Source organism: Euzebyella marina (assembly GCF_014855515.1).
Lineage (GTDB): Bacteria > Bacteroidota > Bacteroidia > Flavobacteriales > Flavobacteriaceae > Euzebyella > Euzebyella marina.
On the sequence record NZ_JACYFK010000001.1, the window covers coordinates 757,900 to 776,046 of the forward strand.

An 18,147-nucleotide genomic window follows, 5' to 3' on the forward strand; every position below is an offset into this window, starting at 1 on the left:
TGACAGGTGATATACATTGCCCTTAGAGAATACGGGGGTTCACTAGATAAAAGTCGAATAAAAAATTAAACCAAAAAGTATATTGAAAACATACTTTTTGGTTTATAAGCAACTAAACTCAACTAACCCTATTTTGACAGATTTTTTTCTAATCTTACGAGTCTTGCCTCTAAGGCCATTATACGTTCGGATTGAGTCTCAATTAAGGTTTGCTGTTCTTGAATGGCCTTAATCGCAATAACCGCAAAGACACTATAGTCTAACCCCAGCATGCCATCTTCATTGTTAGAAGATACGAGTTCAGGAAAAAGACCCTGTACTTCTTGTGCTATAAGACCTATAGTTCTATTTCTATTGATATCGGATTTGTAATAATAGGTACTGGGCCTTAATTCTTTGACTTTGCCCAAAACGTTCTCTAAAGGTTCAATTTCTGATTTTAAACGTTTATCAGAACTTTGAACGTAAGCTCCATTGTTTGCATTTATAAACCCACGCAAAACTCCTCCATAATGAAACCTTAATCCAAAACCATGGGTTATATCCCAGTCATCATTGATTCCGTCACTAAACCGCAGGCCTGTACCAACTGCTTGTCCACCTTGATTAATATGTAGTTTGGCAGAAGGTGAAGTTGTACCTACACCAACATTGTTATCATCTACAGTAAGTCTTGGATTACCTCTTGAGGTTAGGTGCAACCTACCGGAGGTATTATTTCCCGTAGTACCCATTTCAATATCATTTACCCCGTTATTACTATACATGCCTACATATCCGATTCTACCGGATGGCTTGTTAAAGCGGATCCAACCATTGCCATCAGCGCGCGTTGATTCAATTAAGATGGGACTATCATTAATGGATACTATTTCAATTGGCGAACTTGGCGTCGCTGTACCGATACCTACATTTCCGGTATTAAAGTGAATATTAGTACCGTTCACAGACCACAAAGAACTGCCTGCACCCGAACCCCCGATTACAAGATTTCCATTGGCGTCGGCTACCACGTTTCTTTGACCAGCACCCGCCAAATCTCTTGACTTGATGGTACCATCAACATCTAGTTTTTCTGTTGGGTTCGTAACCCCGACACCTATATTACCATTATATTTTATAGTCAATCTTTCCTGCAAGGTGCTACTTCCGTATGCGGCGCCATCTTTGGTAAAAAAGCCTAAATCACCCCTAAACTGAGCGCCGCCGGCCGTTTTGGTCTCAATTCTTGTTATAGCAGAATTTCCTGGGGAAGAATTAGAAATAAAATCTAGCCTTCCTATGGGTTGGTTGGTAGAACCTTGCCCGCCCTGTATTTCGACGGAAGCCAAGGCGTTATCTCCAGGGCTAGTACCGGTAGCAACCGTTAAATAAGTACTTGCTCCACTCTCTACTCCTGGAGCACTATTTCCGACACCAACACTTCCGCTATCAAAATAAATATCACTGCCATTTTCTTCCCAAAGAGAACTACCTCCTCCACTAATTTCATCGGTTCCAGCAATCCACTGGCCCAAAGCAGCATTCCACTTGGCCACCTGGCCATCAGCAGTTCCTTCCAAACCGGAAATATTAGCGCCATCTCCCACTAGCAGTCCGCTTTCTCCGGTAACATCTATGTAATTACTTAAATCAACTGAACCAGCACCATCTTCGATGCTCAGTACATCACCAATCAAAATCAAACCTTGATCATCGGTATCTACCAGACCTCCCGCTGCCAGTTCTTCCAAAGCCGCCTGCGCATCAGTTGCCGCCAAACCCGTACCTGTATTGTTGAAAGGAACCTCTGCTGCTGTTTGGTCATCGGTTCCCCCTGGAGGGATAATCCCTGAAAGGTCAACGCCGGTACCGTCTGTAATATTCAAAACAGTTCCTGAAAGCGATAAATCTTGATTATCGGTGTCTACCAAGCCCCCCGCAGCAAGCTCTTCCAAGGCCGATTGCGTATCGGTAGCCACCAGACCCGTACCTGTATTGTTGAAAGGAACCTCTGCTGCCGTTTGGTCATCGGTTCCTCCTGGAGGAATGATTCCTGAAAGGTCAACACCGGTACCGTCTGATATCTCTAAGTTCGTACCGGTAAGAGTTAAATTCTGTAGTTCATTTGTTGGGTCTGCATCCGCATCGGCTCCTCCCCCTGCCGAAGCCAATTCATCTATCGCATCTTGAGCATTAACAGCGGTCAATCCAGATACTGTGTTGTCATAGGGTACTTCACCCGCATTCTGTTCAACTCCCCCACCGGCAAAGAATCGATTGTCTACATAGGTCTTTACCGCTCTTTGTGTTGGCAGTATACCATTGCTGTTCTCTGAAAGAGTTCCATTATCTGAAATCTCGTTTACTTGATTACCGGTGCTCAGGTTAAACCCTCCTTTGACCCGCAAATTATTCTGAATGGCAACCTCCCCTTCGTTCTTGTTTTCAATATCAGAACCATTGACCACCCATTGCTTGTCACCCGAAGCAATGGCATAGGGCACAGCCATCAGTTCGGTTGTACCTACCTCTACTCCGTTCATCGACACTGTCATAAAGGCCGCATTGCCCCAAGGTAGACTGGCGTAACTTCCATTAATTAGGTTTCCATCTCCAATTTGAAGATTAAAGACCCCGTTAGCATCGGTCTCTAATTGGTGTGCCTCTTCATAAACCACCGTTGCCGCCGAACTACCGAAACGAAGGGCGATTCCAATCTCAATATTTTCTTCTTCCAAAAGATTACCATCTGCACCTCTAGCAATACCTTGATAATTGATGTAATTTTTTTGAATCTCTTGGCCATACGATTTCATTGAAACAAAAAGAAAAATGGCCACCAACCACAAGAAGTAATTCTTTTTCATAATCTTCAGTTCTTTATAATTTTGTATTCCTTTAAACTTTTACCCTTTACCAATAATTGAAGTATATAGACCCCCTTTGAAAGGTGACTCAAATCAAGCTTTTGTTCTACTTGCCGACTCTCTACAGATTGATGTAGTACCCTTTGCGCGTTAACCCCAAAAACCTGCATGGCAAGAATTTCTTCTTCTCCAGTATAGATTGTTATATGATCGATTACCGGATTTGGATATACACGTATCTGTATATTTTCTTCATTTTCGACTGGAAGGGGAATAACCAAAATACCCTTACCGACCCAAAAACCTTGGTCGATAGACGTGGGGCCAGCTATATAGCCTACAACGCTTTCGCCCAGGGTGTAATTAAGACTTTGACCGCCAAACGAAAGAAGTTCTCCCGCGCTGCCTATGACACTTCTTTCTATAGACTGGGCACATATGAAGTGAAATACTGAAACAGTAAGAGCCATGCATGTAATAAGTGCTTTCATCTTTATCATGTTTTATCTTTAATGGCGAAAATCGATATAGGTTAACGTCGGTGAGACCTTTTCTTTTTATAGACGAACAATTCAATAGAATCAAAGCTTATCTCTACCGCTTTTGAAAAGTCTCCTAAAAATCTGTTGATGCTGTACCCCAAAATCAAAATACCTTCAAGAATAAAAAGTACTACAGGATTGAAAGTTTGAACAAAGGCTAAAACGGGCTCGGCAAAAATGAATGCCGTATTCAAAAAAATAGCGAGCATTAGAACTAACGAAGTTTTCATATAGTTGGTTTTAAAGTTATTGTTAGACAAAAAATTCTTTGCACATCAAAGGATGCCATTGGACACCTTATAAAAAGCAAAGAGGTAGTACTTACTTATAATGCTGATTATAAGATTTTTATATCGACATTAAGTTAGTCTAAGTTGGCAATTAGCGAAGTAAATTTGTATAGCTGGGCGTACTTCTTGTAGGGATTACATTTTTCGCCCTTTATGCATCGCCACCTTCCACAACAAAAGAAAAAGGCGCTCATTTAATGAGCGCCTTAGGTTTTTTTAAACCACTATCTTAAATGGTCTTGAACCATTCTTCATATTTCCTCCCTAAGAGAGGAGCGGGGTTTTCTTTACCGCTTATGGCATTCACCAAGGCAATAACCCACATATAAAAAAGAAAAAATATGCCGACAATGTTGATAAGCCACCCGATAATAGGTATGACACCGACAATGGCCAAGGCAAATCCGGTAAGGCAAAGACCGATGGACTGTCGTATGTGGTAATGAGCATAAGAATGCTTTTTCTCATTGTTCATTACAAAGGCTATCACTAGACCGATTACAGTGATGTAACTTATAATTGCTATTCTTTTGGCATCTTCATTCACCCTATCACTTGCTTTTTCTTCGTTGAATTCTGTTTCTATTGTTTCCATTTTTTATCATTTATATTATTTCAAATTTTTTACTCTGCCAGTTCTACTAAAGCTTCTAGTTTTAATTGTTTCACTAGCTTCCAAGATTCCTCCGGGCCTATTTCATTACCAAAAAAAGTTGCCAGAAATCGATTTCTGTACGAGAACATCAGTTGAGTATTATTCCTTTTTTTATAGTGGGTCTGCTGGGCCTTAACACCTCCAACCTCAACAACTTTCCGGTGCTTTTGTTCATCTTCCTCCTCCATATCAAGATTGCCCAACATTCCATATCCTGCTGCCATCATACTTCCTGTAGGTCCAGCACCATCAACAATGGTAATCTTGACCTCTCGACCATTATCTTCGTTCTTATAAACACCTTCTACAGAATTGACCTTGTACATACCTGCTTGCCCCGTTTTAAAGGCCGTTCTTTTCATATCATCCAGTTCATGCGGCAACCAACTCTTTAGTTGCTCATGGGTCAAAGGTGTGGCCTCTTTTAGTTCTTCTATTTTAGATTCCATACTACTCACATCTTTAACTATTGATGTGGCATTCGAAAAGCCTGTTTTGGCCTTCTGTAGTTTTTCTTTGGCCTCACCCATACATGAAATGCTCAAAATGGCCAGTATAAGCGGTATTGCTATTTGTCTCATTTTCTTAGCTTTTTTATTGCTGATTACAATCTTGCGCATCAATTTCAGCCTTGGCCTCTTTAATAGCTTGATCGATTTCTTGTCTACTAGCGGTAGGAACGCAATCATAAACATCGTTCAGCGCATCATAATAATCTTTAGCTGCGCTTTTATAATTGGCACAATTGGATGGTGTTGGGTCATCGGCATATGCTTGGGCGGCATTCGACCATGTCTCCAGCTCATCGGCATATTGAAGTGACCAATTGCCACCGAAACAGGCACCTGCAGGGTTCAGTGGGCTGTCTTTATCACAAGAAAATAAAAAGACAAGGCTCATTAATACACATGCAACCAGTAGTTGGTTTTTAATTAGTAGCGTTTTCATATTATTTCATTTAAGATTTGTGCTGTTTTATTCACAGATATTTCCCTCTGTATTTTCATTAAAGGCTATATTATTCTGAGTAAGATCAGCACCAGCTCTGACTGAGATACCACAACCTCCACTCTTTTCAATGAGGCTGTTTTCAACCCTGAGTTTTCCTGATTTGAGGTAAACGGCAGTTTTATCACTACAGCAATACACATAGTTGGATCCTGCGCCACTTACTTCATTATATATCAATCGGTTATTCGAACTGTTGGTCTCTACATGAATACCCCGCCAAGTTCCTGCTGAATCGTCTAGCCCCATAAAAAGAATCTTTTTTTCGGAGGTGCCTGTGGCATTTAAATAACCATTATCATAAACCCCGAGCCCTGCGTTACTCTCGAATTCGAAGACGGTACCGGCCAAAATGTTCAATGGAGCGGTAATGTCAAGCACTTTGTTAGATTCTATTCTATACGGTACATCTAGAGCCCTGACCGTGGTAGTTTCAGTAATTCCATCAGAAACCAACAACACGTAATCCTTATCGTTACCTGTATAAGAGGAGTTTTCACCATCGAAATCATTTAAAAACTTCGAGCTAATTTTGACCGGAGCCTCTGAATGAGTGGTTATTGTATTGGCATGAAAAGCATCAAAAGTGAAATTTTGTAGGGCAACAATACCAAAGCCTTTTCCATTGCTTATGTTGGTATTCGTAAAACTGGCATTGCCTGACTTTAATAGAATGGAGGCTTTTTCATTGCAGCAGTAAACATAATCACCACCAGCATCGGAAATGTTTAAGTAATTGATTTGATTATTCTCACTGTACGTTTCTAAATGAAGGCCCCTCCAAGACCCACGTACCGAAGACAAACCTCTCATAATTACTGGGTTGTTATCCAGTCCACTTACTTTTAACCACCCACTATCGTAAACCCCAATACCACTACCTTCTTCAAAGGCAATTTCTACTCCCGGTTCAATGGTCAGGCCAGCAGTCACATCTAAAACACCATTCTCAATTAAATAAGGAACATTTAGTTTTTGCCATATGGTATTTGTCTTTAAATCTCCATTTTCTATAAAAACAAAATCATTTGTATTGCCACTGTAATCGGAACCCGTACTATCTAAATACCCTACGGATTCTGGAGCCAACTTTACGGGATAATCTAGATGACCTTCAATTCTTATATTACTATATGCGTCTAGTACCGTACTAGAATTTATATAAATACCCGAACCGCCCCCGTTTGAAAGTTGAAGGTTTTTTAAAGACACTTTTGCCCCTTTCAGAAATATACTGGCCGCTTGATTGCAGCAGTAAACGTAATTGGAAGCGGCATCTTCAATGTTAATGTATTCTAACTTATTGTTAACGGAGCGGGTTTCAATATGTACTCCACGCCACCAACCCTGAATATGGCTTGTGCCTGTAAAGGTAATCGGGTTGGTATCTCTACCTACCGCCGTTATAATTCCTTCATCATAGACCCCTAAACCTGCATTTTCTTTAAAGGCGATAACCACGCCCGGTTCAATGGTAAGAGCAGCGGTAATATCTACCACACATTCTACTAGGTAATCAATTTCAGCTGGGCCATTTACTAAAGTAGTTGTTTCGGTTATATCGCATGCCAAAACCTGGGTTTTTTCACTGACCCCCGGCTCTTCGGGCTTATATTGACCCTCACGAACCCATTTTTGTTCATTACCGGCGCCAGACGAACCTACATTTATACGCAGAGTATCATCTTGTTTAAATGTGATTACTGCGTTGTAATAGTTTCTATCGCTACCAAGCTCTTCATAGTTATAACTTTCAAAATCATACGGAGTAATTTCATTCCATTTCACCTCACCATTTTCAAAATCAGTTCCGCGTTTATCAATTATGGTACCCTTGTTGCCATCAACTTCTATCAACATGCCGTCATTTGTAGGGTTATTGCTTGCAATTCTTACCCAGGTGCCAATCAAACTGTCAATAGAGATTAGTTCTACCGTTTCCTCTTCCTGAGGTGTACTCTCCATATCAATTGGGGTCTGGTTCTCAAGTTCACTTTTAGAACAAGCCATTATCAATAGCGTAACAAGTGAGATATACATTACATTTTTCGTTTTCATAATCTTATGTTTTTAAAGGTTTTACACTCTTTTGTTCCGAAATTTGAAAGAGGTAAACATCTGGCCCATAAATTTTTTTACATTTAAGATGTTTACCTATTGAATACCAAGGTACTAATGAGCGATAAGCAACTAATCAAACAGTTAAAGAATCGGGACAGGAATGCTTTGAAGGAAGTATATAATGACTATAGAAGGGAGTTCTTTAAGTTTGCCAATCGCTACGAAACTGACCAGAGTACGCTCGAAGATATTTTTCAAGATGCACTGATTGCACTTTATGAAAACGCACAGAACGGAAAACTTGACACGATTAAAAGCAGTTTGAAAACATACTTGTTCAGTATCGGTAAGTTTATGCTTTTTAAAAAATTCAGGGATTCTAAAGAAATTAATGTAGACGACGACTATGTTTTTGATCAAAGAGAAAAGTCAGTCATGCAGGAAATTTTAGAAGATGAAGGGCCCAATGATAGGCAAAAGTGGCTAGTCGCCAATTTTAAAAAGCTAGGTGAAAAATGTAGGCGGATTCTAGAACTGTTTTATTTACAAGGGCTCAAGATTGAAGAAATCATGGCCGTGCAGGGATATGAAAATAAAAATGTCGTAAAAAGTCAGAAATCAAGGTGCCTCAAATCTTTGAAAGACTTAATTCAGCGTAAAGATGGATAAGGAAGAACTGATCAACCGTTATTTTGAAAATTCGCTCACCCCGGAAGAACTTTCGGAATTGGAACAATTGTATTCATCCAACAAGGAATTTGCCGAACAGTTCGATTTTGAAAAGGAATTGAAATTGTCTCTTAAAAAAGAAGAACGACAAGAACTGAAGTCACTTTTTTCTGAATTATCGGATGAAAACCCTCTTTCGACCAAAGAATCAAAGACCATAAAAATGCGACCTTGGCTAATGGCCGCATCCGTTGCGTTATTAGTCGGTATTAGTTCATGGTTGGTCATTTTCAACAATGGGAGCAGAAACCATGACGAATTATATCAAGACTATTTTGCCCCTTATGAAAATGTGGTTCACCCCATTGAACGCGGCCAACAGTTAGAAGACCTAAGAACCCAGGCTTTCATTGCCTATGAAAATCAAGACTACGAAAAGGCCCTGATGCTTTTTAAAGAATTACATGACAAAAGCAATGACACCTACCTAAATTTCTACGAAGCCATTTCGTTAATGAAACTTGAGAAACATGAAGAGGCCGCCGATTTATTCTCAAATTATATTTCAACGAACGGAGAACTGAAAGACCGTGCCCAGTGGTATTTGGCATTGTGCTATCTACGTTTGAACGAAACCGCGAAAAGCAAGTTGCTTTTAAAAGAACTAATTACGAAGGGTGGTTTTAAAGCTAAAACGGCCAAAAAGTTAATCGCCGAACTTGAATAATCCACTGAGGCAATTAAACTATCATGACTTCCTCGTTTTTTTGAGTACCAAGAAAGTACCAAAAACTATCAATACTGCCATTACAGCCCATACCCAATAATTGATAGGATTGACAACTGGTGAATTATTGCCCGAAACAGTGAAAGCTCCCCAATAATAGGGGTGTTTTAGGTAATCATCATCAAGAGATTTTAAATATTTGACTTTGGCCTGCCGCAACGCCTCACTCTTTGATTTGCCTTCACTTAATTCCTCATAAAAAGCGCCCATAATCGCTATGCTGCTTCGGTCATTGATTTTCCATAAGGTATTCACTAGTGATTTCGCTCCGGCATAGTAGAACCCTTTTGATAAGCTCAACATACCTTGCCCTTTTTGAAGTTTCCCAATACCTGTTTGGCAAGCACTTAACGTTACCATTTCTGCCGGAATATGGGCATCATAAAGGTCTTTGACGTACAATATGTTACTGTTCAGCGTGTCATTTTGTGTGAAAGCCAAATAGGAATAATCAGGGTAAGCATCATTGGCAGAGGCGTGGGTAGCCAAATGTATGAAACGATAGTCTGAGGCTTGAGATATGAAATTATTTAACGTAGCGGATTCGTTCGTTACGGCATTGGCCTTAAAATAAGTTTGTATTTTATGAACCTCATCATCATTGTAGAGCAATTGACCAAATTGTCTGCTATCAGTAGGCTCGCCATCAGTTTCAAAAGAAGGTGCAAAAGCCAAAAGCTCGTTTTTAACCTCTCCACTCTTTGCCTCTAACTCTATCAAAGACGTTATCGAATTGCCATAAGAGATGCTTTTTTCATATACCAAATACTCCCCATTTTTCACGAGTAAATCAAATGGTAAATAATGTAATTCTGCATCGCGGATAACCGTTAGGTCGGTAGAAGTAATATCTTGAAGCGGCTTTTCAAGCAACGACTGATATAAGTGCTCCCCGAGAACCTTAATATCCTTTAGGCCACTGTTCAGCTCAGGTTTTGAAATAAGCTCATAGAACTCCAGCACCTTGCTTCTGCTCTCTTGCGTAAATGGAAGTTTTAAAAACCGCTCTTCATTCTTTGTGAAAATCAGTATATATGCGAAATCTTCGGCAAGGGTATACGAAATAAGGGTTTGATGACCTTTATATAATCGCTCTCTAATATCTTTCAGGGTAGTCGTTTCATTATTGTATTTTAAACGATGGTATTTAGGATGTTTGATTTTTAATGAATCTAAGAAACGGAAGTACTCTTGTTTTGCCTGAAACAAACGTTCTGAATAAACCGATTCATCATTAGTCTCAAAGAAATTTTTCTCAATTTGACCTATCTCTGCTCTCAACCTGGTTTCCTTTTCAATAATATTTTTTGGCACTTCACCATAGGCGGTAGCTTGGGCCCCTCTAAGAGCTTCCAGCAGTACAAAATCTTTATTCTTTTCAGTAATGGTCAGTGCCAGTTCAAAATATTCAGGTGATGGGCTAATCGAATAAGCCCCATAAGTGACCTCAAGCATTCTATCAAACATGGGATAAACCCTTTCGATCAACAGCTGTTTGTCAAGTTTGCTATCAAATTCATTCTTCAGTAAATCAAAGGTTTCCAATATTTTGTAATTCGTTCTCAAGGCCAACTCTAAATAAACATCATCATTAGAGATTTTGTACCCTAAGTTCAATAATTGAAGTTTTATATCGAGAAGTTCTAAGTACTGAATTTTATTGAAAACCAATGTCGGATCCGGATTAGCATTCGGGTCCAAATCTTGAAGATGGCTGCCTGCAGACTTATAGGCATCAACGATTATATTCAAACCTTGTTCATAATCACCCTGCTTTAAGGCCATTTTTGCCATTTTTGCCAGCACACCGGCGACGTCTTCATGGGGTTTGTTACTCCGATAAGTTTTGAAACCATTTAAGGCCTTTTGGTAAAATTCCTCAGCTTTATTGTAGTCTTTCAATCCTGTGTAGACATCCCCATAAAGTACACTTACTTCTTTTGAAAAAGTATTTTCGCCTTCTATTAAGCCTTGATTTGAATTCAACACTTCAAGAGCCTCCGCATATTGATGTTGCTCTATCAAATTTTCGGAAAGCAGTATAAAAGTGGAAGTAAAATTATTCTTCTGTTGCGGGTCTTCTAATCTAGAACGGTAGAACTTTAAAGCCTCTTTTAATAATTGATTGGCCCATTCATACCTCCCCTGCACTTCATAAACCTGAGACAATAGTTTTTTGGTATTGAAAACCGTCGATTGCCATTCGGGAATACTGTCTTGGTATGTTCGCACCCAATCGATATCTTTTTTAAAATAAATTTCGGCCTCTTCATACTTGCCCGAATGGCGATAACAAAGGCCCAAATAGCTTAATAATGCCGATATCATATCGATTTCAACTCGAGTTAGTTCAGCATCGGGTATAGACTTTAGTTTCTCGTAATAATCGTAAAAGTTGCTTTCAGCCAGACCATAGTTTTTCAACTTATATTGGTATGAGCCTTTTTCGAAAAACAAATTGTCTTTAAAATAGGGCCCCATAGAAATGCTATCGATATCTGGAGTATTCTTGACCAACGAATCGGCACGGCGTATGTTTTGGCTTTGACCTTCCAAATCATAATAATTGTTATTGGCATTTAGCAAATAGGTGAGACCCAAAATTTCGGCTTCTTTGTCATTTTGCTGTTTGGCCAAGGCTATGACGATTTCATAGTAATGATAGGCACTATCTTTTTGGGTATAATGAAATTGAAGGGCCTTCTCAAAAGCCTTTTCAAGACTTTGAGCTTGAGATAGGGCCATGGTCAGAACCGAAAGAAGTAATATGGCGAACTTAATTTTTCTCATGCACAAAAGTCCTGAAGATATGCTCTTCAGGACTTCCAGTTTTTTGGTGTGGTTAAACAATTACTCTTTGAAAACCGGCAAATCTAAATATAGACTTTTATCGGCAATTCGTCCATCGGGTCTTATTCGAAGTGTTCCTTTACCCTTCAATTCAGATTTTAGTAATAAGACCTTCATTCCTCCTTTTGTAGAGGAAATACCCGCACTCTTCCCAACGATTTTGTTCTTACTATCTAAAATCTCTATTCGAGTAGATTCCATTTCATCGGTTATTTGAATGCCCCCGTATTCCGAAAGGTTTATTTTAGGAACTCCACAATTCGTTTGAGGGTCTTCAAAACAGCCTCTTGGTGGTCTTGGAGGATACGGAACTTTGGGAAGTCTGATCATACTAATGCCTTCTTTAGAAGCTTCAATTGATGCCTCTTTCTTTTGGGCCGCCTCTAATTGTGGCAAAAGATGCTTTTTGCCAGCGCGAATAGCCTCGGTCAATGAGGCAATTTGATTACGAACCTTTAGCTGTTCAGCAATGGCAGCATGTTTAAATAATTCTGCTCCATTTAAATAATTGGTTTCTTGAACAGAGCTATAAGTCAAATTGACAGCGACCAACTCATCATTGGCTACTTCGGCAACATCATCTTTCGAACAGGCGATGGCGAAAGTCAGAAATATTACAATTACAGATATAGTCATAGTTTTCATCATTTTCATTTTATTGGACAGGTTGTATTTAAGGTTAGATTGTGCATAAATATTGAAATTCGATTTATAAAGCCTACCATACAATATTTCTTGTATAAAATGCTTCGTATGCTGTATAGAAGGCTAATGTGCTTCTAAGTATTCCGTGTTTTTAATATATAATGGCCGCTACGACCAGATTTGACGCTACTAAAAACATGGCCAGTAATATCAAGGCGATATACACTTCTTCCTGAAAATCGGTCTCTTTTATCATCTCTAAACCTTTTGATAAATCACTGACCGTTCTCTTTCGATTGATCAAAATCGGTACTAGTGGTATCCTCAATAGAATTTTCTCCTTTGATGGAATCTTCATCCTCGTATGGACAATCTAATCCATACAGGCAATCAACAAATAATTCCTGCTCTTTAGAACATGCATTTAAGCAAAAGCTGATAAATAAATAAGCAGCTACCAATTTTAAAACTTTAGTTTTCATGACCTTACACTTTAATGGTTGTTATTCACTTTGAATTTAATTTTTTGCCCAATCAGTTGATGCCACATATGTAACCTTTTATAAAAGGTATGTAACACCCATGATTTAAGCTCTTTACCTTTATACAGGTTAGTACCTATTAAAGAGAGAGGTAAACATTTGATTGTAATAATTTTGAAAAAATGTTGTAGGTATTGGATCTACAAGTAGTTCTATTGTGGTATTAGGAAAGGTATTCGGCAGGCGTTTTGCCATAGGCATCTTTAAAGCATTTGATAAAATAAGAAGGTGTATTAAACCCGACAGAGTAGGCAACTTCGTTCACCGTTACTTTATAATCTGTTAATAGTTGAGCGGCCATGCGCAATCGCTGAGAGCGAATAAACTCTGTAGTACTAAAGCCTGTGTAAGTCTGTAACTTTCGGTGCAGCTGCATGCGACTCATTCCCATTTCTTGCGCAAACTTACCCGCATTAAATTCCGGGTCGGAAATCAGCTCTTTCAAAAGTTCATGAGCTTTTTTTAAGAAATTTTCATCGGTACTGGTAAGGGCCAATCCTTTGACATCCAAAGAATTTTGCCTTTTGAATTTTTCTTGCACCAACCTTCTTGATTGAATCAAGTTCAAAACCCGTCTGTTTAAAATCTTATAATTGAAGGGTTTCGAGATGAAATCATCTGCACCAGACCCTAGTCCTCTTAATTCCTCCTCTTCACTGACCCCCGCCGTTAGAAGTACAATAGGAATATGGCTTGTTCTTTCATCTGCTTTGATTCGATTACACAATTCCAGCCCACTGGCAACAGGCATTCTCACATCAGAAATTATAATATCCGGAATATACTTCAATGATAATTCAAAGGCTTGATCACCATTATTGGCCTCATAGACGTTGAAATCATTTTCGAATAAAGAAGCGATATAACGCCTTACCTCATTTTGGTCTTCAGCGATTAGAAGTACGGGGCTTTCAGCTTGCATTTGCTCTATGCCGCATTGTAACTCTTGTCCTATTTTTTGAGTATTTGACAGCTCGGCAGTATCGCTTTTCTCGATTTCTGAAGAGAAAATTGGTAACGCAACTTCAAACTCAATCATATCTTCATCAGGTCGATTAACTGTTATATCTCCCTTATACAGATTCACCAATTCTTTAACAAGTGAAAGACCGACACCAGCACCTTCGGAAAAATGATCTTTTTGAAAAAAGCGCTCAAACCACTTATCGGTTTCTAACACCAACTCTTTTGTAATCGAATTACGAACTTGAAGGTGCAAATTAGTCGATTTCTTAGTGGCCTTAAATATGCAAACACCTTCAGATTCACCATATTTGAACGCATTGGAGAGTAAGTTGGTGACAATTTTCTCCAAGGCATCCTCGTCATAATAAACCGCGCCCAACTGATCAATTTCTATTTTATAATCCATTCCCTTTTTATCTGCTTGATATTCGAAAGAAGATGCAACCATATTTAGAAATGGGGAAAGCTCACCCTTTTTATGCACCAGTTTTAAGTTTCCCTCTTCTATTTTTGATAATTGCAACAGCTGCTCTACCAATTGCAGCATTCGATTGGCATTTCTTTTAATCATAGAGAAGCGGGCATGGTCGGTAGGTGACAAACCTTCTTGGTCTAGCTTCTCATCAACAGGACCCGCAATAAGGGTCAGAGGTGTTCTGAACTCATGAGAGATATCGGTATACAGTTTAGACTTTAACTCGTTCAACTTTTTCAAATAATCAGCCTCTTCTTCCTTTCTTTGAAGATTCATTTTCATTCGTAACCGCCACGCCATATACTTATAAACAGTTATAATAGAAATGATAATGAACAGAATGTAAATAAACTTAGCAAAAGAGGTGAGGTACCAAGGTGATAAAATGGTAAAGTCGAAACTCGCCGGATCATCGTTCCAAAGACCGTCATAATTACTTGAAACTACCTGAAAAGTATATTTGCCCGGAGGAAGACGCGTGTATCTTGCAAAATTCTTGCTTTTTGATTCGACCCAATCTTCGTCAAAATTCAGCAATCGATAACGGTATTGGTTCTTTTCAGGAAGTGAAAACTGTAAACTTGAAAAAGTAAAGGAAAACGTATTTTGATCGTATGCAAATTCATTGTCTGTACTCATCGGGTGATACTCATCCAATACTTCTAGCTGGGTAATCGTTGTTTTGGGCAAAACTTGATTTAGGGTGATTTCACTAGGCTTGAACCAGTAGAAACCATCGAGACCTCCAAAATAAAGAGTGCCATCAGCATGCTTATAATAAGCACCTGTATTGAACTCGGTTGCTAAACCATCGTAATTCGTATAATTGATGATTTCAGGAGACTGGTTTAAATTCTCACTAGGAGCGAATCGGGTGATGCCCTTGTTTGAACTCAACCAAAGATTGTTTTCTTCGTCCGGAAGAATACCATAAATAACGTTGTTGGCAAGGCCATCTGAGACCGTAAATTGGGTGAAATCTGCCGTATCAATATCCAATGCATTTAAGCCCCCTCCATTGGTTCCAATCCATAATATTCCTTTTGGATCAAAATAAAGCGACTTAATATTATCGTTGGATAAGTCGCTATTACTTGATTGATACGATTTAAAGTCATCTTTGGCGCTGTCATAAAAGATCACACCATCAGATTCTGTGCCTATCCATAAATTATCATTAGCATCAGAAGTAATAGCCCGAATGTTATTGCTTGAAATTTTAAAATTTTCAGAAGTATACCTTTTTTTTACGCCTTCCTTTTTATCGAAAAGAATCAAACCTTGTTCACGAGTACCTAACCACACATTTCGTTTGCTATCTTCAAAAATGCACCATATCGTATTGACGGAGAGAGCCGGCTGACTGTTTTTATCAAAAATTTTGAACTCGCCCCTTTTGTCGAGAATAGTAAGCCCGCCACCCTGGGTGCCAATCCATAAATCATCATCAGCATCCGTATACAAACTCATAATTCTGTCAGAGCTTAACTGATCGGAAACGAAATTTCCAACTTCATAGGTTCTCCATAGACCGGTTTTAGGGCGATATTCTGTTAGACCCTTTCCGGAGGTACCTATAAAAACCGTACTATCTTTTGATACGGCAAGAGCACGCACTACATCAACATTAACGTTGTCGGGCGTTTGAAGGTTGGTGATAGAGTTGAACTTTTCTAGAAACTCATCATAAAAACTTAGACCTGCACCATCGGTGCCGAACCAAATGGTACCGCTAGCATCTTCGTAAATATTTAAGATATCATCGTAATGGAGCGCTTTCGGATCATGCTTTTGAGCTTTAAAATGATTTATTCTTTTTGATGGAATATCAACAAGATAAACCCCATCACCATAGGTAGCGACCCAAAGTCTATCTTTACTATCTAGAAACAAATCGGTAATATTCAAGTCGTTGGGCAAATTGCCCGGAAAAGAAGTATTTGAAGCACTTACCAGTGGGGCACCTGTAGTTTTTCTGTGAAACAGCCCTTTACCGAAGGTGCCGACCCACTGCTTTTTATCTCTATCAATGACCACATCACTAATATTGACCTCAACCGTTTGACCATCAGCATCTGTCGGTTGAACTTTTGCCATTCTATCTTCTTGAATATGATATTCAACCAAACTAGAATCGGTGGCTATCAATAAATGACCTGAGTTATCTTCAGCTATATTATAGATGGTGCCTTTTAACCGTGCCGAGTCTACTGCATGTGAAATTGATTGGTTTTGACCATCTAATTTATAGAGGCCGTCAGAGAAGGTACCGAACCATACATTTTGATTTACATCTTGGAATACGACACTGGCATTTTCAACCCCCATTTGCCTTTCAAAACCGCCTGTTTTATAATTCAATTTTCGTGGAATGCCATCGATTGGGATAATCCAGAGGTTCTCTTGTCGGTCTCTATAAACCTTGCCCAAATGACTATAGTCAGGTTTGGTAACATCTATAAAGTTATAGGGAAAAACCTCAAAAGAACGACCATCATACTTATTAAGACCGTCTTGCGTGGCAACATATAAATACCCTGTACTATCTTGCCCAATGGCTATGGCACTATTCTGCGAGAGACCTTCTTTGACCGAAAGCTGTCTAAAACTAATTTGAGATTGAGCGTACAGGTGGGCGGTCGAAACCAAACATCCGACAAAATAAAGCAGGGTGAAATAGGAAGTGAAATAGTTGACTTTCACATAAGGCTCATTAAAAAGTTGGGCTAATTTTCAATAGTAAAAGTTACGAATATCAAAGAAAAAGCCGGAAGATAACTTCCGGCGTAATCCCACATTTAGAATTAACTATGATACCGCCAAACCGTACGACTCTCGATGTATCAAAATCGATTTTACCAGAAGGATGCTGATTTAGGTAGTTCCCCCGAAACCTAGCAATCGAGCAATTCACCAAATTCGAACGAGTCGGTAAGGTGCCCTCAAGGTTACATCGAACAGGCAACGTAGCTTAGAAGCACATTGCCAAGAGCCGTACCTAATGGGTTGGCAGTTTCATAAGATTTTAGATATGATCCCCATGGGATGCTAACAATATTTAATTTTACGCTACTTAAAATGTTCAGCTAATCGGTTAAGGCTCTTCAACTTCGCCAGAACCGTTCGGGGGGCCGTAAAAATAATTATTTTCTTGAAAACGACCACTCTCACTATCAATATTAAATAGGCTTACTATTAAAATTTATGTGCAAAGTTCATTTAATCAGTGCCCCTTTTTTCTTGATTTACGGTCAAAATCCGTTCTGCTTGCACTAAACTTACCTTCAATATGAATTGTTTTGCCCATAAAATTTTTAAGTTCAAGATCAACATCACCATATAAATAGTTGGCCTCTTCACGGGTTATCTTGACCTTTCCTTTATGTGTATAAAAGGGTTGTTCTCCTAAAACGTTCACATCGGCATAACCAAAAACACCTTCTTTACTCGGTTCGAAGCCAAGAGTTTGATTGCTAACCCTATAGACGCCCAAAGCGGTTTCCTTATCCGGACCAAGGGAAGAGAGAACTAATCCCATTTTGTAGATAAGATTGTTATCTACCTGATCAAAACTTAATTCAATAGTTGAATATTTTCCTTTAGATTTTTGACTGCCTGGAACCAAATGACAGTTGGCTGCACCCTTTATATGGCTAGGCAAGAAGCCCGAAGTCTTGAATGCATACGCCCCCTTTTCAACTAGTGGCACGTAAGCTGAGCGTACATCGTATCCTTTGCCATTCAAGATGAAGAGAGGCAAAATAAGCCAGATACCGATTTTGGCCGTTTTTATTAGTAGATCCATATT

At 39.2% G+C, this 18,147-nt stretch carries 14 protein-coding genes; 2 read left to right on the forward strand and 12 right to left on the reverse strand.

The window, feature by feature from the left end; genetic code table 11:
- Positions 1 to 128: 128 nt before the first annotated feature.
- The 7 genes from IL356_RS02935 to IL356_RS02965 all read right to left on the reverse strand — a co-directional run bounded on the left by IL356_RS02935 (position 129) and on the right by IL356_RS02965 (position 7,402).
- On the reverse strand, positions 129 to 2,849 hold the full coding sequence (locus IL356_RS02935) for a tail fiber domain-containing protein (protein ID WP_121847290.1): 2,721 nt from the start codon (positions 2,847 to 2,849) through the stop codon (positions 129 to 131).
- A gap of 5 nt (positions 2,850 to 2,854) precedes the next feature.
- The gene (locus IL356_RS02940) at positions 2,855 to 3,340 is read right to left on the reverse strand and encodes a T9SS type A sorting domain-containing protein (protein ID WP_162987783.1); all 486 of its coding nucleotides are present in this window, start codon (positions 3,338 to 3,340) and stop codon (positions 2,855 to 2,857) included.
- 41 nt (positions 3,341 to 3,381) lie between these two features.
- Complete coding sequence (locus IL356_RS02945; protein ID WP_121847288.1) at positions 3,382 to 3,621, reverse strand: hypothetical protein; 240 nt, start codon at positions 3,619 to 3,621, stop codon at positions 3,382 to 3,384.
- A 289-nt stretch (positions 3,622 to 3,910) separates the two neighbouring features.
- The gene (locus IL356_RS02950; protein ID WP_121847287.1) at positions 3,911 to 4,276 is read right to left on the reverse strand and encodes a DUF4870 domain-containing protein; all 366 of its coding nucleotides are present in this window, start codon (positions 4,274 to 4,276) and stop codon (positions 3,911 to 3,913) included.
- A 29-nt stretch (positions 4,277 to 4,305) separates the two neighbouring features.
- A complete protein-coding gene (locus tag IL356_RS02955; protein WP_162987782.1) occupies positions 4,306 to 4,917 on the reverse strand; it encodes a hypothetical protein in 612 nt (203 codons plus the stop codon).
- 13 nt (positions 4,918 to 4,930) lie between these two features.
- Positions 4,931 to 5,284 carry a hypothetical protein gene (locus tag IL356_RS02960; RefSeq protein WP_162987781.1) on the reverse strand — a complete coding sequence of 118 codons (354 nt, stop codon included), beginning with the start codon at positions 5,282 to 5,284 and terminating at the stop codon, positions 4,931 to 4,933.
- 27 nt (positions 5,285 to 5,311) lie between these two features.
- Positions 5,312 to 7,402 carry a hypothetical protein gene (locus tag IL356_RS02965; protein WP_121847284.1) on the reverse strand — a complete coding sequence of 697 codons (2,091 nt, stop codon included), beginning with the start codon at positions 7,400 to 7,402 and terminating at the stop codon, positions 5,312 to 5,314.
- A 117-nt stretch (positions 7,403 to 7,519) separates the two neighbouring features.
- On the opposite strand from IL356_RS02965, the gene IL356_RS02970 reads away from it, so the two are divergent.
- Both IL356_RS02970 and IL356_RS02975 read left to right on the forward strand, forming a co-directional pair.
- The gene (locus tag IL356_RS02970; protein WP_121847283.1) at positions 7,520 to 8,074 is read left to right on the forward strand and encodes an RNA polymerase sigma factor; all 555 of its coding nucleotides are present in this window, start codon (positions 7,520 to 7,522) and stop codon (positions 8,072 to 8,074) included.
- Positions 8,067 to 8,801, forward strand: coding sequence for a tetratricopeptide repeat protein (locus IL356_RS02975; RefSeq protein WP_121847282.1), 735 nt, complete (start codon positions 8,067 to 8,069; stop codon positions 8,799 to 8,801). Before IL356_RS02970 ends, IL356_RS02975 begins: the two co-directional genes overlap by 8 nt.
- A gap of 21 nt (positions 8,802 to 8,822) precedes the next feature.
- Here the strand turns inward: IL356_RS02975 and IL356_RS02980 are convergent, their stop codons facing one another.
- The 5 genes from IL356_RS02980 to IL356_RS03000 form a co-directional block, all read right to left on the reverse strand.
- Positions 8,823 to 11,651: a CHAT domain-containing protein gene (locus IL356_RS02980; RefSeq protein WP_121847281.1), complete on the reverse strand. Its 2,829-nt coding sequence runs from the start codon at positions 11,649 to 11,651 to the stop codon at positions 8,823 to 8,825.
- A 60-nt stretch (positions 11,652 to 11,711) separates the two neighbouring features.
- On the reverse strand, positions 11,712 to 12,359 hold the full coding sequence (locus IL356_RS02985; RefSeq protein ID WP_192466528.1) for a hypothetical protein: 648 nt from the start codon (positions 12,357 to 12,359) through the stop codon (positions 11,712 to 11,714).
- A 272-nt stretch (positions 12,360 to 12,631) separates the two neighbouring features.
- Complete coding sequence (locus IL356_RS02990; RefSeq protein ID WP_121847279.1) at positions 12,632 to 12,838, reverse strand: hypothetical protein; 207 nt, start codon at positions 12,836 to 12,838, stop codon at positions 12,632 to 12,634.
- 223 nt (positions 12,839 to 13,061) lie between these two features.
- Positions 13,062 to 17,042, reverse strand: a complete 3,981-nt coding sequence (locus IL356_RS02995; protein WP_121847278.1) for a hybrid sensor histidine kinase/response regulator transcription factor — start codon at positions 17,040 to 17,042, stop codon at positions 13,062 to 13,064.
- A gap of 520 nt (positions 17,043 to 17,562) precedes the next feature.
- The gene (locus IL356_RS03000; protein ID WP_121847277.1) at positions 17,563 to 18,144 is read right to left on the reverse strand and encodes a hypothetical protein; all 582 of its coding nucleotides are present in this window, start codon (positions 18,142 to 18,144) and stop codon (positions 17,563 to 17,565) included.
- Positions 18,145 to 18,147 lie beyond the last annotated feature (3 nt).